The organism is Amycolatopsis sp. NPDC059021, from assembly GCF_042739895.1.
Classification (GTDB): domain Bacteria; phylum Actinomycetota; class Actinomycetes; order Mycobacteriales; family Pseudonocardiaceae; genus Amycolatopsis.
Genome location: NZ_JBHYIQ010000006.1, coordinates 92926 through 113960 on the forward strand (window position 1 = coordinate 92926; position 21035 = coordinate 113960).

Consider the following 21035-nt stretch of genomic DNA (forward strand, 5'->3'; position numbering starts at 1 on the left):
TCTCCCCCCCACGCGCCGGGCTCCCTGCGCGGCTCCCAGCCCCGGGGGCGGGGGCTACCCGCCCCCACCCCCCCCCCCCCCCGGCCAGGACGTCAGGACCGCGGCCCCGTCCGGCGCAGCGCGTCCCAGGCCCGGCGCAGTTCAGCGGTCAGCCGGTCGATTTCCCGTCGCTGGGCCGAAACCGTCTCGGCCAGCTCGTCGACGTAGCCCGCGTGGGCGACCGCCTCGTACTGCATCTGCAACACCCGCGTGTAGAGCGCGATGCGGTTGTTCTCCATCGTGGCCAACAGGTTCGACGTCGTATACGGGCGAAGCGCGGCCTCGATCGGTTCGCCGGCGTCCGAAGTCCGGCGGTACAGCACGCCCATCCCGAAAACGGCGGGTACCAGCCCGAACCACCACCGCTCGTTCCCCGGCCTGGCGAGTACGTCCTCGACCGCGGTGGCCACGCCATTGCGCTCGCCGCCGGCGTGCCTCGCGACCGTGAACGCTCCGGCCCCGACGAAGCCGGCGGGGGTCAGTTCGTCATGCCAAGCGGTCGGGCCGTCCTCACTCGTGGGGTGCTTGTCCGATGGGGCGAGCAGCGACGGCTCGTAGTAGAGGTCCCGCCTCGCACACGGCCACAACAGGTCGTGCATGACGACGACAGCGTCCGGCGCGTGCTCGAAGATCCAGGTCAGTTCCCGTTCGACCACCGCGTAGTTGTGGTCCCCGTCGAGCACGTAAAGGTCCGCGACGGGCAGCTCCGGGAGCACCTCCGGCGAAGGAGCCGTAACCAGGTGCAGCGCGTCGTCGCCATCGAGCGCCTCGCGAAGCTCGTCCGTCGCACCGGGATCTACGCAGTACACCGCGGACGCCCCCAGTTCCAGGTACATCCCGCTGACCTGACCGGACTCGACGCCGACCTCGACGACCGTGCGGATCTCGCGGTGTGCGAACACGATCTCGAAGATCTCGCGGAACACCGCCATCGAATGGAGCAGGACCGGAAGCCGCCGGGCCTCGCGCATCTGGGCGTGCGGATCTTCTCTCGTGCCCACGACGTACCCATCGCGCCCCGGCCGCCCCATCACCGCCCCCGCAGACGACGTGCGGCGATCCGGGCGGCACCGGCGGCGACGCCCAGCGCGCCCCGTTCACGGAACTCGTCCCGCATCTTCACGGACACCCGCACGGCCCTGCCGGCCGGCGGCATCCGGTGGCCGAGACCCGACCGGGAACGGGGCAGCATGGCGAACGCGATCGTCACCTGCAGCGAGCTGACCGTCGCCCCCGCCCGCTCGGCCACGGGCAGCCAGATCGCGGCGAGCGGGGAATGGAACTCGACCATGTTCGCGCCGAGCCAGGCGCAGTCCTCGTAGTGCAGCCGCGCGAAGTCGTCGGTGGTGTTCCACCGCAGGGTCGCCGGTCTGCCACCCGCGATCAGCCTGGCCTCGATCCAGTCCACCCGGACCAGTGCGGGCCTGCCGGGAATGGCCAGCGAGATCAGGTCGATGTCCGAGTCCTGGATGTCCATCCTGGCGAACGACAGTCCATTGTGGTTGATCCGCACACGACGGCTCGCGCCGTCGAACCACTCCCCGTCCGCGGTGCGGTAGCGCAACGTGGTCGCGGACGATTCCCCAGCCGGTTCGAACATGGCCGGGTCGATCATCCCGGAATGCACCGCGCGGGCGGCCGCGCCCAGATGCGGATCGGACGCCGCGAGCAGGGCGGGCCAGAACGAATCGCGCATCCGCAGGTCGTCGAGGTCGCTCGGCGACAGGTACGGCACCGCCGGGACCAGATCGTCGGGGAGGACCCTGGTGACCACGGCCGAGCCGAAGTTGTCCTCGTGCTCCCAGTTGCCGAAGACCGAAGCCTCCTCTGCCGTGGGCAGTTTCAGCGACGAGGTCAGGATGTTGGCCAGCCGCTCGTTGGCGGTGTCCACGAGGGTGGGCCACGCCCCGTCTTCGGCCGCGACGTACCGGTTCCACTGCCGCTGGAAGGCGCGGACACCGTCCTGCACCGCGGTGCGCTCCAGGTTCTGGGCGGCGCTGCCCGCCGAAACACCGAGCACCGGCGAGCCGTCCTCGGCGAAGTCGATGAGTGAGCCGCACAGCGCGTTCACCGACTGCTCCACGACTTCCGGGCTGCGCACCACGGCGCCGACGGTTTCGCTGGGGTGACCCGCCTGCCCCAGGTACCCTTCGGCCCGCAGCCCGGCGAGCAGGACCTGGACGGACCGGTCGTCAGTGGCGAGGTAGAGCCCAGCCGGCTCGATGTCGACGCCGGCGAGGCGCAGGACACGAGCGAGCTGGAGCTGGATGGTGCCGCCCCAGCCCAGATCCACCAGCGTCAGGTCCGGCCGGTCCAGTGCGCCGGCGTCGCGCAGCGACCTGACCAGCCGCTCCCGCGCCGCGGTAGCGGTCACCGCGAGGCGGTTGACCAGATGGGGCGTCTCGGTCAACGCGACACCGAGCCGCTCGGCGATGTCATCGTTGTCCAGCACCGTGTCCAGGTCCTCGGCGAGGTGCGGCACGTCCCCCGCCCGCAGGTGCACCATCGCCAGCAGCTGCCGGACGGTCAGCTGATAGCGCTTTCTCACGAACTCTCGGACAGCGTCCCGGTCGCTGCTCTCCAGCGCCGCGACAGAGGTGACCTGGCGCGACAGCCACACCGGCTTCGCCGTGACGTCCCAACCGCGAGCGCGTGCCGCGTTGTTGACCAGCTCCGACAGCAGCTCGCCTTCGCGCATCGGGCACCAGACGACGGTCGTCCCCGCCTGATGCGCCTTGAACGCGACCCATTCGGCGAAACCGGTCAAGACCGGCCCCATGATCGAGGCGCCGTAACGCCACGCCGTCCGCACCGCGCCGGTGCCCGCCGGAAGTTCCGCCTGCAGCGTCTTCGCCCGCAGGCTGGTGATGCCGAAGTCACCGTGCTCGGGATCGAGGAACGGGGCGTACGGGCCGAACGGGTCGCGCGGTTCGTTCTCCCGCTCTCGCACCCGCGCGTAGCCCTCGTCGACGCGCTCGTAGTGCACCGTCCGGATGCCGAGTTCCGCCGGCACCTCGTGGTCGGCGAGGAGGTTGTCGCCGAGATGCACGAGCTGCTCCGGTCCGAGCCCGAGTTCCCGCAGCACGATTTCCCACAGTCCGGACGCCTTGTCCGCGCCGTGCTGGTGGGACCGGAAGACCCGAGCGCCCTTGAGCGCCTCGAGCCCCGGGCGATCCAGCAGGTATCCGAGCTGGTCCTCGGTGAAGTAGGTGTCGGAGACGAGGACGATCGGGACACCGCGTTCCTTCGCCAACGTGATGACGGCCGCGACATCGAGGTCGACGACTGTGAAGGCGCGCTCCGCCTCGACCTCCGCCTGAACGAGATCCTCGAGCGGCGTACCGCGGAAGTGGCCGAGCGGCATGGCGCGCCAGATGTCGAACAGGGACACCTCGCTGCCCATCGCCTCGCGACCGGCCCTGGCCGCCCGCTCCGCCACGATCCGCATCCGCCGGAAGGCCGCGTCGGAGACCCAGTCCGCGCACCGGCCGGCGCCGCGAAGCCGGGAACCCACGATCCCGAACAGATCCGCGGGGTTCGGCGTCCGGCGCCAGAGAATGGTGTCGAAAATGTCGAACGAGACCGCCGAACAGGATCCGTCGGAAATGATCCCGATCATCTCCTGAAGTCTTCGGTGTTCGGTCGACGCGGAGATAACAGCCATGAGTCCCCCTCTGTAAAGATCATTAACTTCGCAGAAGATACCTCTGGCCACTTGCGCGGAACCACCCGGTTGGCGGTATTTACCGCGCCGTAACCGAAACGACGGACTTCGGATGTGACCTCGCCACGAGTTTCCCTCGGCCGATCAGAGGTGCACATTAGCCAGAACGGCGTATTCGAGAACTGCCAGGATTGCTTATCCGCTCACGTGAGCGGATAAGCAATCCATCGGAAGCACGCGCCATCCGGACCACCACGACCTCGTGGTCCGGTTTCGGCCTATCCGCACGCTAGCGACACTCGGTCAACCGCACGTTGACCGCCTATGAGCGCAGGTAGTCGGCGCCGCGGGTGACAGCCGAGTAGGCGTCGACGGCGCCGTGGCCGTAGAAGCCGTTGAACGCCGGGTCACCGAGGCACGTCGCGGTGAACGAGGCGTCGCGACCCTCCTTGAGGTAGTCCACCGTCCGCGGCACCGGGCAGGCGATCTGCGACGCGGTGCCCTCGAGGACGCGCTTCACCGCGGCCGGGTCCATCCCGAAACCGCCGCGCGATGCCTTGCCGTAGCGCGAAACGATCAGCGCGGCGACCCCGGCCGCGTGCGGCGCCGCCATGGACGTGCCCTGCAGCCACTGGTAGTAGCCGACACGGCCGTCGGCGGCCGTGTCCTTCTGGATGCCCGCGGTGACCCCGGCGGGGGTGATGTTCCCTGCCGCGTCGATGGTTCCCGCCGCCACGCCGACGTTCTTCGGGTAGGTCGAGAGGATTTCGTTCTGCAGCGTGCGGAACCACGGCGTCCCATAGCCGTCGCGGAAGTACCCGCCGGGCGCGGACACCGAAATCCGTTCGGTGCCGTAGTTCGAGTAGTCCGCCTTGGCCTGCGTCGGGCCGAACGAGCCGACGCCGATCGCGTTCGGGCCTTCGACCGGCAGTGAGAAGCAGCTCGCGTTGTCGACCTTGCGCGGATGGGTGCTGTTGCTCGGGAAGTCGGGGCTGATGACGTCGTCGTGCGGCGCGGCGAGTTCGTCGTGCTGGTTGCCCAGCGCCACGACCTGGGTGACGCCCTTGGCGTGCGCGTAGTTCATCGCGCGGCTCATCGCCTCGATGATCGTCCGCTGTTCGGCCTGCTGCGCGGGGGTGTCGGCCGGGTTCGCGGCGCAGTTGTAGAGCCACGGATCGACGAAGAAACTCATGTTGACGACGTCGATCCCGGCGTCGCCCGCGTAGGTGAGCGCGTCGACGGCGGGCTGGAGGAAGAAGAAGCCCGCGTCCTGGCCGGCGCGGATGTTCACCAGCGAGACGTCCGGCGCGACCCCGGAGACGCCGAAGTCGTTCAGCGCGGCGCCGATGATACCCGCGACGTGGGTGCCGTGGCCGTTGTCGTCGTGGTCCACCGGATCGACGCAACCTCGGAACTCGCACGGTCCGTCGACCACGGTTCCGTTGACATCGCTGGGAATGTCCTTGGTGAAGTTCCGCGAGCCGGCCCTGTCGAAGTTCGGCGCGATGTCCGGGTGCGTCCCGTCGACGCCGGTGTCGATGATGCCGACCTTCACCTTCTTGCTGCCCCGCGTCACCGTGTGCGCCAGATCGGCGCGGACGGCCTGCTGGCCCCACAGCTGCTCGTCCAGCGGATCGGTCTTGATCGGGTTCGCGCGCCGCGCGGAGGCGGCGGGCGCGGCTTTCCCGCTGCCCTGGCCTTCCTTCTCGACGGCGTCCGGCTTGGTTTTGGGGGCGCCGTCCTTGGGCGCCGAGCCGATCGGCTTCGCCTTCGCCGCGCCGAACACCGCGCGGTCACCCGAAACCCGTTCGGTGAAGCCGTTCGCGGGCGCGCTGGCGGTGATCAGGCCGACGGCGGTGTTCGTCGAAACGACCGTGCCGCCCGCGTCACGGACGGCCCGCTGCGCCGCCGCGACGCTCGACCAGTCGCGCGCGAGCACGGTGAACTCGGTCGCCGGCCCGGAAAGCAGCGGCTGCGCCGAAGCCACCGGTACGGCGAACGCGGAAAGCCCGCCGCACAACGACATCGCGCAAGCGGCGGCGAGCAACCTGGGTCTTCTCTTCATCATTCCTCCTAGGGGACTACGGATTTCTGCTCCGCGAAGTGACACGCCGAGAGGTGGCCGTCGGTCCTGCCGATCAGCTCGGGTTCGTCGTTCGCGCACACGTCCTGCGCCTTCCAGCACCGGGTGCGGAACCGGCAGCCGGACGGCGGATCCAGCGGGCTGGGCACATCGCCCTCCAGGCGGATCACCTGCCGCTGCCCGCGCACCGCGGGGTCGGCGACCGGGACGGCCGAGAGCAGCGCCTGTGTGTAGGGATGCGACGGCCGCTCGTAGATCTCCTCCTCGGTGCCGATCTCGACGATCTTGCCGAGGTACATCACCGCGACCCTGCTCGACAGGTGCCGCACCACCGAAAGGTCGTGCGCGATGAACACATAGGACAGTCCGAACTCCTGCTGCAGCTCACCGAGCAGGTTCATCACCTGCGCCTGGATCGAAACGTCCAATGCGGACACCGGCTCGTCGCAGATGATCACCTTGGGCCGCAGCGCGAGCGCCCGCGCGATCCCGATGCGCTGACGCTGGCCGCCGGAGAACTGGTGCGGGTACCGGTTGAGGTGTTCCGGATTCAGCCCGACGACTTCGAGCAGTTCGCGTACCTTGGCCGCGCGCGATCCCTTGGGCGCGACGTCCGGGTGGATCTCGAACGGCTCGCCGACGATGTCGCCCACGGTCATCCGCGGGTTCAGCGAGGTGTACGGATCCTGGAGGACGATCTGGATCTCGCGTCGCAACCGCCGCAGCTCGGCGCCACGCATCGCGAAGATGTCCTTGCCCTCGAACGTCGCGGTCCCGGCCGTCGGCTCCTCCAGCCGCATCAGCACCTGGGCCAATGTGGACTTCCCGCAGCCGGATTCTCCCACGACACCAAGGGTTTCCCCCGGCATGAGATCGAACGAGACACCGTCGACCGCCTTCACGTGCCCGACGGTGCGTTTGATGAGCACGCCGACCCGCACCGGGAAGTGCTTGACCAGCGAGGAAACCCGCAGGATCGGCTCAGCCACGAGAACTCACCACCTCTTCGGCGAAATGACAGGCACTCGTCCTGCCGAAACCCAGACTGTGCTTGGCAGGCAGCTCGGTCACGCATCGATCCTCGGCCCGTTTGCAGCGCGGGTGGAACGGGCAGCCCGCCGGAATCCGGAGCAGACTCGGCGGCAGTCCTTTGATCGTCTCCAGCGTCTGTCCTTTGAGGTCGAGCCGGGGCAGGGAATCCATCAACGCCGCGGTGTACGGGTGGCCCGGCGCACGGAAGAGGTCACCGACGTCGGCGTGCTCGACGATGCGCCCGGCGTACATCACCGCGATCCGGTCGGCGACCTCGGCGACCACTCCGAGGTCGTGGGTGATGAGGATCAGCCCCATCCGCCGCTCCGCTTGGATCTCCGCGAGCAGGTCCATGATCTGCGCCTGCACGGTCACGTCCAGCGCGGTGGTCGGCTCGTCGGCGATCAGCAGGTCCGGGTCGAGCGCCAGCGACATCGCGATCATCGCACGCTGCCGCATCCCGCCGGAGAACTGGTGCGGATACTCCCGTACCCGCCGCGCCGCCGCGGGAATGCGCACGATGTCAAGCAGTTCGACGGCCCGCCGTCGAGCGTCCTTTCTGGACATTCCCAGCCGGACACGCAACTGTTCCTCGATCTGGAAACCCACGGTGAACACCGGGTTCAGCGCCGACAGCGCGTCCTGGAAGATCATCGCGATCTCCCCGCCGCGTACTTGCATGCGCCGTTCCTCGGACGCGGTCAGCAGATCCTCGCCACGGAACCGGATCGTTCCCCCGGTGACCACGCCCGGCGGAGTGTCGAGAATGCCCATCACCGTCTGCGCGGTGACGCTCTTGCCCGACCCGGATTCACCGAGCACGGCGAGGGTCTCCCCGGCGTGCACGGAATAGCTGACACCGTTGAGCACGCTCGCGACGCCCTCGGACGTCCGGAACTCGACGTGCAGGTCCTCGACTTCGAGCAGCAGCTCGTTATCCTGCGCAGACGACATCGGGCTACCTCGACTTCGGATCGAGCGCGTCGCGGATCCCGTCACCGAGCATGACGAACGCGAGCACGGTGAACGTGACGAACGCACCGGGGAACAGCAACATGTGCGGAGCGTTGCGGAAGTAGTCCCTGGCGTCGCTGATCATCACGCCCCAGGACACCACGGGCGGCCGGACCCCGATGCCGAGGTAGGCCAGTGTCGCCTCGGCGCCGATGAACGCGCCGAGCGCGATGGTCGCGTACACCAGCACCGGCGCGATCGTGTTCGGCAGCAGGTGCCGGAAGATGATCCTCGGCGTGCTCGCGCCGAGCCCGCGCGCGGCCTTGACGTAGTCCAGCTGCTTGGCCACCAGCGTCGCCGAACGCATGATGCGCATCGCCACCGGCCAGCTCAGCACCGCGATCGACACGACCACCTGGACGATGATGGTCACCGGGCCCGGATTGCTGCCCGGCGCGTTGAACGTGGTCAGGATGACGATCGCGCCCAGCACGAACGGCAGCCCCGCGAAGATGTCGCCGAACCGCGAGAGCAGGGAGTCGACGATTCGCCCGTAGTACCCCGCGATGATCCCGACCACCGATCCGATGAGGACGGTCAGGAGCGTCGAGAACACCCCGACGAGCAACGAAGCACGAGCGCCGTAGATCGTTCTCGCGTAGACGTCGTAGCCCTGGTTGTCGTAACCGAACCAGGCGTCCGCGGACGGGCCTTCGTTGGCGTGGGCCAGATCGCTGTACCCGGCGGGACGTGAGCTGAACAGTCCCGGCACGACCGCGATGAGCACCACGAGCAGGATGATGATCGACGAGATCACGAAGGCCGGCTTGCGGCGCAACTGCCGCCAGGCGTCACTCCACAGGCTGCGGGGCTTCTGCGGTCCGGTGGCGGAATCGTCCACACGGGACAGTTCGGCCGCGTCGGCACCGCCACCGCCGACGAGATTCGGGTCAGTCATAACGGATCCTCGGGTCGAGAACGGCGTAGAGCAGGTCGACGATCAGGCTCATCATCAGGTACACCAGCACCAGCAGGACGACGACACCGGTGACCGTCGCGCTTTCCCTGTTCTGGATGCCGCGGAAGACGAGCCCGCCGAGGCCGTTGATGTTGAATACGCCCTCGGTGACGATCGCGCCGCCCATCAACGTGCCGAGGTCGGTGCCGAGGAAGGTCAGCACCGGGATCACCGAGTTGCGCAACAGGTGTACCCCGACCACGCGACTGCGGGGCTGGCCCTTGGCGATCGCGGTGCGGACGTAGTCGGCGTGGCGGTTCTCCGCGATCGAGGTTCTCGACAGCCGGGCGACATACGCCATGGAAAGACTGCCCAGCGCGATTCCCGGCACGATCAGTTCGCCCACCCCGGGGTCGTCCGAGACGCTGACGTCGATGATGCCCAGCTCCGTGCCGAGCACGAGCTGCAGCACGATCGCGGTGACGAACACCGGCAGCGAGATCAGGAAGGTGGTCGACACCAGGACCAGGTTGTCGAGAAATCCCTTGCCGCGCAAGCCGGTCAGTACCCCCGCGGTGAGGCCGATGATCGCCTCGATCGCCACCGCGACGAGTGCCAGCCGCAGGGTGATCGGATAGGAGTTGCCGATCATCTCGCCGACCGAATTGCCGTTGAAGGTTTCTCCCCAGTCGCCGGTGAACAGGCTCCCGAGGTATTTGAAGTACTGCACGAAGATGTTGTCGTCGAGATGGAACTTCTGGGTCATCATGGCTACGTATTCCGGAGGGCAAGCCCGCTGGCCGCATTTACCGGCGAACGGATCCCCCGGCACAGCCCACACCAGAACGTAGATGAGAAAGGTGGTTCCGAAGAACACCGGGATCAGCTGGAGCAGTCGTCGCAGAATGTACCGGGTCATGACTGGTTCCTCGTGCGCGCCGGGCCTCGTGCGCACCGTCCGCCGGGACGGGCGGCACGCACGAGGCCGTGGGTGGTGGGAGTGGTCAGCGCGTCACTTCTTGAGCACCTGGATCGACGGGTAGTCGGCCATCCGGCGGAAGTCGACCCCAGCGGTCTTGAGATTCTTGGACTTCGCCGCGGCCCCCTTCTCACTCCACACGGGAATCGACGGAAGGTCCTGGGCGATCAGATCCTCGGCCTGCTGGTAGACCTTGATCGCGGCGTCCTTGTCGGCGGTCGAGTCGGCCTGTTCCAGGATCTTGTCCACGGCCGGGTTGGAGTAAGCCGAGTCGTTCGCCGAACCGTCGGTCCGGTAAAGCGGGTTGAGGAAGTCCTCGATGGACGGATAGTCCGCCGCCCAGTCCGAGCGGCCCATCCCGGTCAGTTTCCTGGCGTTCACCAGGCCACGGAACTGACCGAAATCGGTGGCCGGAACGAAGTCGCACTGGACACCGAGCACATTGTGAATGCTGTTGCAGGCGGCGACCAGTGGTTCCTTGCGTCCACCGTCGGCGTTCGAGGCGATGGTCAGGTTCCCGGTGAAACCGGACTTCTGGAAGTACGTCTTGGCCTGCGCCGGATCGAAATGGCAGAACTTGCACACGCCCTGCCGGAAACCGGGGATACCCGGTGAGACGTAGCCGTCCGCGGGAACGTAGACGTCGTGCATCACCGTCTTGGTGATCTCCTCGCGGTTGATGGCCAGTGAAATCGCCTTACGCAGATCGGGATTGTTGTACCCCGGCACATAGGACGGCACCGCGATCGCGTTGATGCCGAGCAGATGCCCGTTGACCAGGTTGTCCTTGAGATCGGCCTTGTACTTGTCCCCGGCAAGGGCCGACGGCGGCAGGGCTTCGACGAAGTCGAGCTTTCCGCTCAGCAGGTCCTGGTAGGCGGTCTCCTGGCTGATGTAGATCTTGACGTTCAGGTCCTTGAAATGGACCTTGTCTTCGCCCTTGTAGTCGTCGAACCGGGTGAGCTTGATGTTCTGGTTCGGGGTACGTTCGACGAATTTCATCGAGCCGTTGCCGATGGGGTGCCGCGCGAAGGCGTCGGGGTCTTTGAAGAACGAGTCGGGCAGCGGCGCGAATGCGGTGTACCCGACCTTGATGGCGAACACCGAGAACGGGCTGTTCAGCGTCACCTGGAACTCGTAGTCGCCGAGTTCCTTCAGCCCGGACATCTTGTCACTGGGCGCGGTCTTCCCCTTTTCGGGATGAGCCTCCGAGTAGCCCTGGATATTGTTGAAGAAAGCCGCGTTGAGCATGTTGGCATGTACGGCGTAGTTCCACGCATCGATGAAGTTGTGCGCCTTGACCTCGGTGCCGTCGTGGAACTTCCAGCCCTGTTTGATCTTGATGTCGTAGACCTTGGAGTCGGAAGTGGTGATCGACTCCGCCATCAGGTTGTACGGCTGAGCACTGTCGCCCTTGAAACCGACCAACGCGGCGAACATGGGCTGCAGCGCCTTGGTGCCGCCGAGGTCGTTGATATTCGCCGGGATCAGCGTGTTCTCCGGCTCGGTGCCGTACACAGTCACGGTGCCATCCGGATCGACCTCCCCGGCACCGGCCTTCGACCCCGAGCCGCCACAGGCGGCCACCACCAATGCCAAGGTTGTCACCACCACGGTGGATGCCCAGAGCCTGCGCGAACGACGCATGTCCCCTCCAACTCGTGTGCCCGCCGGCGCGGGATCCCCGCACCGGCCCGAAAGGTGAGACGCACGTTAGCGGCGGGGTGAACCCGCTCACAGGACCAGCGTGTTGCAAATGGGTGACAGCGGTGTGGACCACCCGGTTAGAGCACAACGTTCGTAGGAAGATCGATAGGCCGAACAGACCAAGAGGGACAGTTGGTCACCGCACGCTCACCGACCGCTCATCGGGCGCGACGGAAGGGTTTTTTCCCTTTCAGGCAAGCGAAAGTGCTATGCCGTCCAGGATGTCGTGCTCGCTGACGATCAGCTCGTCCGGACCACCGCGGGCGGCCAGTTGTTCGGCCAGTGTCTGCACGATCACGGCGCCGCCGCCGATCACGTCCACCCGGCCGGGGTGGATCACCGGATTGGCCGCCCTTGTCGCGTGATCGGCCGCGAGCAATGTCCGGGCGAGACGGTCGATGTCGGCGTGCGAAAGCCGCGAAAGGTGCACGCGCTCGGTGTCGTACTCGGGCAGCTCCTGAGCGACCGCGGACAACGTCGTCACCGTCCCGGCGACGCCGATCCAGGTCTTGGCACGCGAGACGTCGACGACCTCGAACGCCTCGGTGAGGATCTTCGCCGCGAGCGCGCGGGCCTCGGTGATCTCGTCGGCCGCCGGCGGATCGCCCTTGAGCGCGCGTTCGGTGATCCGGACGCAGCCGATGTCGACGGACTTCGCGGCCAGCACCTCGGCCTCGCGGCCGTCCCAGGTGCCGAGCACCAGCTCCGTGGAGCCGCCGCCGACGTCGACCACGACGAACGGGCCGTCCTCGGGATCCTGCTCACCGACCGCGCCGGTGAACGACAGCCGCGCCTCCTCGTCGCCGCTGATCACCTCGGCCTCGGTGCCCAGCACCTCGCGGGTCATCGCGAAGAACTCGTCGCGGTTGCTCGCGTCCCGCGTCGCCGACGTCGCGACCATGCGGACCTTCTCCATACCCTTGCGGCGCGCGGCGATCGTGTAATCGGCCAGCGCGGCCCTGGTGCGCTCCAATGCCTCGGGAGCAAGCCTGCCGGTGGCGTCGACGCCCTGGCCGAGCCGGACGATCCGCATCTCGCGGTGCAGGTCCCGCAGGTCGACCGTGCCGTCGTGGCGCGGGGTCAGCTCGGCGACGAGCAGGCGGATGGAGTTGGTCCCACAGTCGATCGCGGCAACACGAGGCATGGCCCCACCCTAACCAGTCACGCCGCCGCGTTCCTGGTGGCATCGGCCCGTGGGGGCCTCCCCGAGGGACTCTGGGTCCCTCAAGGAGGCCCCCACGGACCTTCAGGACTTCGACGTGCCCGTCGGGGTGGTCGACGTGGGGGTGACCGTGACCGTGGCCCCGCACGTCGGGGGCGGCGGCGTGGGCGTGGTCGTCGGCGCCCCGGTGGCGGTCGTCGTCGGTGTCACCGTGATCGTCGTCGGCGGAAGACACGTCGTCGGCTGTGTGGGTGTTGTCGGCTTCGTCGGTGTGGTCGGCGTCGTCGTGCCCGGCAGTGTCGTGGGCGACGTCGACGGCGTGACCGACGGCGATCCGGGAGCCGACGGCGGGACCGGGGGCGGCGGGACGGCGGGCGGCGGCGGTGCCGCGGCCGCGTTCGGCGCGCCGACCGGGATCTTGCTGTCCGGGGTCGGCAGCACGCCCTTCCGGTACGCCTCGGCCCACAGGATGACCGTGTTCACATACGTGTCGGAGTTGTTGTAGCGATGGATCGACGCGCTCAGCTGCTCGGGATTGGCGAGATCGAGACCGCCGGAGCAAAGGTACCGGCCAGTCGCGAGCGAAGCGTCGTAGAGATTGTTCGGATCGGCGACGCCGTCACCGTTGCCGTCGGAGGCGTAGCCGAGCCAGGTCGCGGGAATGAACTGCATCGGGCCGACCGCGTGGTCCCACACCGGATCGCCGTCGTACTTGCCGCCGTCGGTGTCCGGGATCGCGGCGAAGCCGCCCGAACCGTTGAGCTGCGGGCCGAGAATGCGTTCCAGCGTCGTGCCGTGCGCGTCGACGTAACCGCCACGCGCGTGATTCGACTCGATCCGGCCGATGCTCGCGATCAGCGCCCAGTCGATATGGCAGCGAGGCTGTTCCTTGCCGAGGATGTCGGCGGACTTCTTGTACGCGTCGAGCGCGGTGGCCGGGATGCCGAGCGGGCCGTTAGGAAGTTCGTAGGCGGGGAGCGGGAGCGGCACCGGCGAGTTCGGGAGGCTGCCGTCCACGGAAATCTGCAGGGCCAGGGGGTTACGCGGGTCGTACCCGTCGGTGAGCGCGACATGCTTGGCGGGCACGACGTCCGACGCGGCGAGCCAGGCGGTGACACCGGTTCCGGCGAGCACCGCGGGCACCACCCCGAGGACGCCACCGACGATGGCGAAGAGGGTCCTGTGGCGAGCGCGGAGTCGCGCGGATCTTCGCAGGACGGCTCCGATCGCGGCCGGTCCTCGCCGCAGACGCATACCCCTTGCCCCTCCCGGACGGATTCCCGAGGAACCCGATACTCGCCCACCCCGTGTAAGGACTCCGTTGCCAGCCTGCCCCAAGCCGGACCCGGATTCACCACTCCGGGCGGATCGAACCACTTCGATCCACGAGATTCCCCCACCCAGACCAGTTATCTCTACTCAGGGATGCGGTGTTACCCGGCGCAGTCGCCCGACGGCCAGCCCTTCTCCCGCAACAGCGCGAGCGTCTCGTCACCGAACGGATTCACCCCAGGACCGACCGCGAGCGTGTGCGCGAGGTGGACGTGCAGGCACTTGACCCGGCCGGGCATGCCACCGGCGGTCACCTGGTGACCGAGCGGCTCGATCGCGTCCCGCTCGGCGAGGTACAGCTCGTGCGTGCGCTGGTAGGCCGCCGCGAGATCGGGGTCCGTGGCGAGCCGGTCGGTCATCTCCTTCATCAGCCCGGACGCCTCCAGCGTGCCGACCATCGACGTCAGCCGCGGGCAGGTCAGGTAGTACAGCGTGGGGAACGGGGTGCCGTTCTCCAGGCGCGGGCTGGTCTGCACGACCGACGGGTGCCCGCTCGGGCAGCGCGCGGCGACCGCCCGCAGCGCGCGGGGCGGCCTGCCGAGCTGCTCCGCGATGACCTCCCGGTCGGCGTCGGTGACGGCTTCGAACTGGTGCTTTTCCGCGCTGTTCACGTCTAGCAGGTTAGCCGGGGCACCGTGGCGCGGTGACCGCCGGTGCGTCCCGGCGTCATCGACGGCGACGCTCTGTCCACAACGGACACAACTGGGGGTGGGCTGCTCCGGGCGGCCGGGCTTGCGACGCCGACGTCGCGAACGACGCGTTCGGGACACTCAACGTCCGCAACGGAGCGTTCAGGACACACCCGGCGGCCGGTCCGGCGCGAGCACCATGCCGCGAACGACGCGTTCGAGACGCTCAACGTCCCCAACGTCCCGTTCGGGACATCCCCAGCGCCCCTACCGAACATCCTAGCGACGGGGACCGACATATCCGGACCGTGCGCCGGGGTCGCAATGCCGTCAAGGCCACCTTATGGGCGTCTGACGCCCGTAAGGTGGCCTTGACGGCATGTCCGCGGAGAATCAGCCGCCGGTGACTTGCGACCAGAGTTTTTCGTACCAGGAGCCTTCCGGGACGGGCTGCTGACCGGTCGGGCGTGCCTGATCCGGCGCCTTGTCCTCGGGAAGCTGCACGATATAGGGCGTTTCGCCCGGTTTGACCATGCGCAGCCTGCGCCGCGCCTCGGCCTCGATCTGCGCGGGATCGCTCAGCTCGGACTTGCGCGCCTCGAGCTGAGCGACCTGCCGCTGCAGTTCGGTCTGCTGTTGCTGCTGTTCGGTGACCTCGGACTTCTGGCTGAGGTAGGTCCGCAGCGGCACGGCGATGGTGAACGCCAGCGCGCACACCACGATCGCCACCACCGCCGCCCGGCGGGTGGTCGACATGCCGAGCACCTTCGCCGCACCGGAAGCCCGCTTCGCCGCCAGTCCCCGGCGCAGCCGGGTCCCGGTGTTCTCGGCCTTGCCGGTCCGGCGGCGGGCAGGCTCACGCCGCGCGGCCTCGGGCCGGCGGGCACGGGCGGACCCGTTCCCACCGGCGCGGCCGCCGCGACGGCTGCGTGCCCTCCCCCGGTCAGCCATCCGGAATCAGGACTCCGCGCTGAACCGGGGGAACGCCAGGTCGCCCGCGTACCGGGCGGCGTCGGCGAGGGTTTCCTCGATGCGCAGCAGCTGGTTGTACTTCGCGATCCGCTCGCCGCGGGCCGGGGCACCGGTCTTGATCTGCCCGACACCGGTCGCGACGGCGAGGTCGGCGATGAACGTGTCCTCGGTCTCACCGGACCGGTGACTCATCATCGACTTGTAGCCGTACGACGTCGCCAGCGACACCGCGTCGAGCGTCTCCGACAGCGTGCCGATCTGGTTGACCTTGACCAGCAGCGCGTTGGCGGCGCGGCGGGAGATGCCCTCCTCCAGCCGGTCCGGATTCGTGACGAACAGATCGTCGCCGACCAGCTGGACCTTCTCGCCGAGCTGCGCCGTCAGCGTCACCCAGCCGTCCCAGTCGTCCTCGCTCAGCGGGTCCTCGATCGACACCAGCGGGTAGTCGCGGACGAGCTGCCCGTAGTACTCGGACATCTGCTCGGCGCTCTTCTTCGCGCCTTCGAACGTGTACGCACCGTCACCGAAGAACTCGGTCGCGGCGACGTCGAGCGCCAGCGCGACGTCGCGGCCCGGGGTGTACCCGGCCTTCTCGATGGCCTGCAGGATCAGGTCCAGCGCCTCACGGTTGTTGGCGAGGCTGGGGGCGAACCCGCCCTCGTCGCCGAGCCCGGTCGCCAGGCCGCGGCCCTTCAGCACCGACTTGAGCGAGTGGTAGACCTCGGTGCCCCAGCGCAGCGCCTCGCGGAAGGACTCCGCGCCGATCGGCGCGATCATGAACTCCTGGATGTCCACGTCGGTGTCGGCGTGCGCGCCACCGTTGAGGATGTTCAGCATCGGCACCGGCAGCACGTGCGCGTTCGGCCCGCCGAGGTAGCGGAACAGCTCCAGCTCCGAGGACTCCGCGGCGGCCTTGGCCACCGCGAGCGAGGCGCCGAGGATCGCGTTCGCGCCGAGCCGGGACTTCGACGGGGTGCCGTCGAGGTCGACCAGCTTCTGGTCGACGATCCGCTGGTCGACGGCGTCGGTGCCGACCAGGTCGGGGCCGATCTCGTCGAGCACGGCGGCTACGGCGCGCTCCACGCCCTTGCCGTTGTAGCGGCCGGTGTCGCCGTCACGAAGCTCGACCGCCTCGTGTTCGCCGGTGGACGCGCCCGACGGGACAGCAGCCCGCGCCAGCGTGCCGTCGTCAAGGGCCACCTCCACCTCGACGGTCGGGTTGCCACGCGAGTCGAGAATCTCACGCGCGCCTACCTGCTCGATGAGAGCCACACCTGCTCCTCATGGGGTCGTGCCTGCGGTGACGCCGCCCAGAGTAGCCGTCCGCGCGTTTCACCCGTTGGAGGCACGGCCGGTCTGGTCCGGATCCGCCCGCACCTCACTCCAGCCGGGTGGCAGCTCGACGGTGTCGGACACCTGCTGCCAGAACGTCCAGCTGTTGCCGCCGATGTCCGCGACGGTGAACACCCGCGCGCCGTACGGCTGGTCCTGCGGCGGATCGATCTCCACCTCGTCGCCGAGAATGCCCTTGATCCGCTCGTACTGCGCATCGACGTCGTCGACGTACAGGATGTTGAGCTGGCCGACAGGGCCGTCGACACCCTTCGCCGTCCAGTACTCGTCGCCGACGCCCGCCAGCTGGATCCGGCATCCGCCCGCGTTCAGCGTCGCCTGGAAGACCTCGCCGGTCGAATCGGTGAACCTGAGCTCCTCGGTGAACCCGAAAACCCTGGTCAGCCAGGCCAGCGCGGTGGTGGCGTCCGCGTAGTAGAGGTACGGCGCGAGGCCCAGATAGCCGTCGGTCTGGTCGCTGCTCATGACGCGACAGTCCATCACGCCCCGTCCAACGGTCGAGAAACACCCCGTCCACCGAGTATCGTGAGGGTGACTATGACGGACGCCGCTGCACTACCCGAGCCCTCTGGCGAGTCCAACTTTTATGCCTTCCGACAGGCCGAAACCCTCATCGGGCAGCGCAGACCGCTCGACGCGCTGAAAGCACTCGAACCACTGCTGGACGACGAACCGGACAAGCCGAGCGTCCAGCTGCTCGCCGGCCGCGCCTACTTCCACTCCGCACAGCTGCGACGGGCCGAACGCGCCTTCACCCGGGTGCTGGAACTCGACCCCACCGATCACTACGCACGGTTCGTGCTCGGCCGGACCCTGCAACGCCTCGGCCGATTGGCCGAGGCGCTCACGCAGCTGCGCATGGCCTCGGCCATGAACCCGGTGCCGGAATACCTCGAGGCGATCAGCGAGGTCAACGCCCGGATCGCGCTCGGCGACTCCTGACCCGGCGCCCGATCGGCGAGATGACCGGTCGGCCGGTACGCACCGGCCGGTCGGCCGATCCGGAAGAGGGCACCTGCCGGCGATTCTGGTTCCAGGCCGCCGAAGAGGCAGCCGGACCGGAGTCCTGGAGGAGGACATCATGACGATCTTCGCGACGATCGGCGCGTTCGCCGGCCTGTTCCTGCTGGTGCTCATGGCGGTGACCCCGGCGCTGGTCGACCTCGCCCAGCGTTTCCCGGTGCGCCGCCGCCCGGCCGCGACCACGGCCGCCCGGCACGCGCGCGCTCCGCACGGCACCGCGCACGCCGCCGCCTGACCGCGCGAAACCGCGCACCCTTTCGAATCACCTCGAATTCCCATACCCCCCAACGAAATACGGCCCGCCGTGATCACTTGACGACGCCCGGTGGACTGGTCCATTCTGCGAAATCAGCCGAGGGACAGAGCGGGGGACCTCATGAATCTGGCGTCATCGGCGCGCAGGAAGATCGCGGCGTTCGGCACGATCCTCGCGATCGGCGCCGTGTCCGGCTGCTCCGGCGGGGAGAACGCGGTGCCGGGCGGGCAGCAGGCCGCGCAGGGCATCGTCGATCGCGCCCCGGTGGCCACCGAAGCCGAGCTGGCCGCGAGCCCGACGGCACAGGCCATCAGGAAACGCGGCGAACTGCTCGTCGGCAGCGTGCTGGACACCCCGCTGCTCTCCCAGCAGAATCCGGCCACCGGCGAGGCCGAGGGCTTCGACGCGCTGCTGAGCAAGATGCTCGCCAAATACATCGTCGGCACCCCGAACCGCAGGATCGTCAACGGCACGCCGCAAACCCGCGAGGCACTGCTGAGCAACGGCACCGTCGACACGATCTTCATGGCGTACGGCATCAAGCCCGAACGCGCCGCGAAGGTCGGATTCGCCGGACCGTACTTCACCTCCGGCACCGCGATCGCCACGCTGAAGAGCACCGGCGACATCACCAAGGCCGCCGACCTCAACGGCAAGAAGGTGCTCGTGCTGTCCGGGTCGAGCGCGGTCGACGAACTCAAGACCGTCGCGCCGGGCACCGCGAGCGTTCAGCAGTTCCCGAGCACCCAGGAAGCCGTGCAGGCGCTCGTCCAGGGCCGGGGCGACGCGTTCGCCAGCGACCTCGTCGCACTCGCCGGCGCCGCGTACACCGAAAACAGGATCAAGGTGGCCGACGCGCGGGTGTTCGTCCCGGAGGCCGAAGGCATCGGCGTCCGGCACGGTGACGACACGTTCAAGAAGTTCGTCAACGACTGGCTGAAGAAGATCGAGGACGCCAAGCTCTGGCACGAGGCGTACAAGGAGACGTTCGGCAAAGCGCTCCCCGATGTTCCGGAGCCACCGAAGATCGGCGACGTTCCCGGGCTCTGACGGATCCGGCGCACGCGGAAATGAGCCAGCTGACCGAGTCCCTCGGCGAGTTCGGCAAGGGCGTGCTGACCACCGTGGAACTGGCCGGGGCCTCCTTCCTCGGCGCCGCGGTGGTGGCCGCCGTCGTGGTCACCTGCCGGATCGTCCCGGTGCGGCCGCTGCGCCTGTTCGGCACCGCCTACGTCGAAGTGTTCCAGAGCATCCCGTTGCTGCTCTGGCTCGCGCTGGTGTTCTTCGCGCTGCCGGAAACCGGTGTCGAGTTCGGCGCGTTCGCCAGCGTGGTCCTGGCTTCCTCGCTCTACCAAGGTTCCTACTACGCCGAGGCGATCCGCTCCGGGGTGAACGCGGTGCCGAAGGGACAGGCGGAAGCCGCTCGCGCGCTGGGGCTGGGCACCCGTCGGCTGCTCACGGACATCGTGCTGCCCCAAGCATTCCGCGGCACCATCCAGCCGCTGACCAACATCACCATCACGCTCGTGCTGGAGACCGCGCTCGCCGCGACGGTCGGCCTGCTCGACCTGACCGAGGCGGCGAACCGGATCAACTTCCGCACCGCTGAGCCGATTCTCGTCTACACCGGCGCCGGGCTCTGCTACGCGGCGCTGGCGGTGCTGGTCTCCACGATCGGCGGCGGACTGGAGCGCAGGATGGTGATCCACCGATGAGCGACGCCCTCTTCGACGTCCCGGGGCCGAAAACCCGGCGGCGGATCAAAGTCGCCACCGTGGCGTCGATTCTACTCGGCGTCGCGGTGCTCGCGGTGGCGCTGCTGAAGTTCGCAGGCCACGGCCAGCTCGCGTTCGGCCGGTGGCGCCCGTTCGGCACCTGGCCGGTCATCGGGTACCTGCTGCAAGGCCTCGGCGGCACGGCACTCGCCACGGCACTGTCCACTGTGCTCGCCGCGGCGCTCGGCCTGCTGCTCGCGTTCGCCAGGGTCTCCGGGCCACGCCCGGTCGCGTTCCTCGCCAGGGCGTACATGGAAGTGATCCGGGTACTCCCCGGGCTGCTGCTGATCTACGTCGTCCTGTTCGCGCTGCCGCCGCTCGGACTGTCCATGAGTCCACTGTGGATGATCGTCGCCGCGATCACGGTGTACCGGGCGACGCAGTTCGGCGAGATCTTCCGCAGCGGCATCCTCTCCCTCGACCGCGGCCAGGGCGAGGCGGCACTGGCGCTCGGGATGACCAGGACGGGCGCGCTGTGGCACGTCGTCTTCCCCCAGGCGCTGCGCCGGGTGACGCCGTCACTGGTGGGCCAGTTCGCCGGGATCGTCAAGGACACCGCGTTCGGCTACCTCGTCAGTTACGCGGATCTGCTGTTCCACGGCAAGACGCTGGCCGGCTACAACCACCTGCTGATCCAGACCTACCTGGTGCTCGCACTGGTCTACTTCCTGGTCAACCACGCGCTTTCCCGGCTCGCGAGAGGGCTGGAAGCACGGGAACGCCGCAGCGGCCGGGCCCCCTCCGACGACGCCGCCCGCGAACTCGCGGCGGCGCCCGGCCAGTGAGGTGCCTGCCGCATGGGCCCCAATGCCGTAGTGAGGTTTTCTCGCTAAAGAGTTTTGGGGCCGTGCGTGTTGCCGGAGGTGTTGTAGGGCGCCTGGGGTGCGACAAGGGCGTCCCTGGGTGCGGTGGATGCACCCAGGGCGTCCCTCGGACTTCCCTGCGCACGAGCCGACTCCATTCGCCCGATGTCGCGAACGCTCCGATGCCGACGATGAACGTCCCGAACGGAGCGTTCACGACACGCACCCCGGCCCCACCGCATGCCGCGAAGGCCTCCTTCACAGCGCTCAACGCCGCGAAGGACCCCTTCACCACACCACCCTGCCCCAGGGAA

The 21035-nt window shown here is 68.3% G+C and carries 19 protein-coding genes; 5 read left to right on the forward strand and 14 right to left on the reverse strand.

Annotated elements, in window-relative coordinates; translation table 11 throughout:
- Positions 1 to 92: 92 nt before the first annotated feature.
- The 14 genes from ACFWX1_RS05050 to ACFWX1_RS05115 form a co-directional block, all read right to left on the reverse strand.
- Positions 93 to 1010 (reverse strand): class I SAM-dependent methyltransferase, encoded by a 918-nt coding sequence (locus tag ACFWX1_RS05050; protein ID WP_378384140.1) that lies wholly within the window; start codon positions 1008 to 1010, stop codon positions 93 to 95.
- 59 nt (positions 1011 to 1069) lie between these two features.
- Complete coding sequence (locus tag ACFWX1_RS05055; protein ID WP_378383974.1) at positions 1070 to 3703, reverse strand: HAD family hydrolase; 2634 nt, start codon at positions 3701 to 3703, stop codon at positions 1070 to 1072.
- A 322-nt stretch (positions 3704 to 4025) separates the two neighbouring features.
- Entirely contained in the window at positions 4026 to 5768 is a 1743-nt protein-coding gene (locus ACFWX1_RS05060; protein WP_378383976.1) for a S8 family serine peptidase, read from the reverse strand.
- An 8-nt stretch (positions 5769 to 5776) separates the two neighbouring features.
- The gene (locus tag ACFWX1_RS05065; protein WP_378383978.1) at positions 5777 to 6775 is read right to left on the reverse strand and encodes an ABC transporter ATP-binding protein; all 999 of its coding nucleotides are present in this window, start codon (positions 6773 to 6775) and stop codon (positions 5777 to 5779) included.
- Positions 6768 to 7772 (reverse strand): ABC transporter ATP-binding protein, encoded by a 1005-nt coding sequence (locus ACFWX1_RS05070; RefSeq protein ID WP_378383980.1) that lies wholly within the window; start codon positions 7770 to 7772, stop codon positions 6768 to 6770. Before ACFWX1_RS05070 ends, ACFWX1_RS05065 begins: the two co-directional genes overlap by 8 nt.
- Positions 7773 to 7776: 4 nt before the next feature.
- A complete protein-coding gene (locus tag ACFWX1_RS05075) occupies positions 7777 to 8730 on the reverse strand; it encodes an ABC transporter permease (RefSeq protein WP_378383982.1) in 954 nt (317 codons plus the stop codon).
- Positions 8723 to 9649, reverse strand: coding sequence for an ABC transporter permease (locus tag ACFWX1_RS05080; RefSeq protein ID WP_378383984.1), 927 nt, complete (start codon positions 9647 to 9649; stop codon positions 8723 to 8725). The genes ACFWX1_RS05075 and ACFWX1_RS05080 overlap by 8 nt, the downstream gene beginning before the upstream one ends.
- 93 nt (positions 9650 to 9742) lie before the next feature.
- A complete protein-coding gene (locus ACFWX1_RS05085) occupies positions 9743 to 11356 on the reverse strand; it encodes an ABC transporter substrate-binding protein (protein WP_378383986.1) in 1614 nt (537 codons plus the stop codon).
- Positions 11357 to 11606: 250 nt separating this feature from the next.
- Entirely contained in the window at positions 11607 to 12560 is a 954-nt protein-coding gene (locus ACFWX1_RS05090) for an exopolyphosphatase (RefSeq protein ID WP_378383988.1), read from the reverse strand.
- Between the two features lie 102 nt (positions 12561 to 12662).
- Positions 12663 to 13832: a lytic transglycosylase domain-containing protein gene (locus ACFWX1_RS05095; RefSeq protein WP_378383990.1), complete on the reverse strand. Its 1170-nt coding sequence runs from the start codon at positions 13830 to 13832 to the stop codon at positions 12663 to 12665.
- Positions 13833 to 14011: 179 nt separating this feature from the next.
- Positions 14012 to 14521, reverse strand: coding sequence for a DUF501 domain-containing protein (locus ACFWX1_RS05100; protein WP_378383992.1), 510 nt, complete (start codon positions 14519 to 14521; stop codon positions 14012 to 14014).
- Between the two features lie 411 nt (positions 14522 to 14932).
- Positions 14933 to 15490 (reverse strand): septum formation initiator family protein, encoded by a 558-nt coding sequence (locus tag ACFWX1_RS05105; protein ID WP_378383994.1) that lies wholly within the window; start codon positions 15488 to 15490, stop codon positions 14933 to 14935.
- A 6-nt stretch (positions 15491 to 15496) separates the two neighbouring features.
- Positions 15497 to 16783, reverse strand: coding sequence for a phosphopyruvate hydratase (gene eno, locus ACFWX1_RS05110; protein WP_378383996.1), 1287 nt, complete (start codon positions 16781 to 16783; stop codon positions 15497 to 15499).
- A 60-nt stretch (positions 16784 to 16843) separates the two neighbouring features.
- Positions 16844 to 17329 carry a VOC family protein gene (locus tag ACFWX1_RS05115; protein ID WP_378383998.1) on the reverse strand — a complete coding sequence of 162 codons (486 nt, stop codon included), beginning with the start codon at positions 17327 to 17329 and terminating at the stop codon, positions 16844 to 16846.
- Between the two features lie 72 nt (positions 17330 to 17401).
- On the opposite strand from ACFWX1_RS05115, the gene ACFWX1_RS05120 reads away from it, so the two are divergent.
- From ACFWX1_RS05120 to ACFWX1_RS05140, 5 genes are all read left to right on the forward strand, one after another.
- Entirely contained in the window at positions 17402 to 17806 is a 405-nt protein-coding gene (locus ACFWX1_RS05120; protein WP_378384000.1) for a tetratricopeptide repeat protein, read from the forward strand.
- Between the two features lie 139 nt (positions 17807 to 17945).
- Positions 17946 to 18122, forward strand: coding sequence for a hypothetical protein (locus tag ACFWX1_RS05125; RefSeq protein WP_378384002.1), 177 nt, complete (start codon positions 17946 to 17948; stop codon positions 18120 to 18122).
- A 141-nt stretch (positions 18123 to 18263) separates the two neighbouring features.
- Positions 18264 to 19193, forward strand: a complete 930-nt coding sequence (locus ACFWX1_RS05130) for a transporter substrate-binding domain-containing protein (protein WP_378384004.1) — start codon at positions 18264 to 18266, stop codon at positions 19191 to 19193.
- Between the two features lie 20 nt (positions 19194 to 19213).
- Positions 19214 to 19858, forward strand: coding sequence for an amino acid ABC transporter permease (locus ACFWX1_RS05135; RefSeq protein ID WP_378384006.1), 645 nt, complete (start codon positions 19214 to 19216; stop codon positions 19856 to 19858).
- The gene (locus ACFWX1_RS05140; RefSeq protein ID WP_378384008.1) at positions 19855 to 20703 is read left to right on the forward strand and encodes an amino acid ABC transporter permease; all 849 of its coding nucleotides are present in this window, start codon (positions 19855 to 19857) and stop codon (positions 20701 to 20703) included. The genes ACFWX1_RS05135 and ACFWX1_RS05140 overlap by 4 nt, the downstream gene beginning before the upstream one ends.
- Positions 20704 to 21035 lie beyond the last annotated feature (332 nt).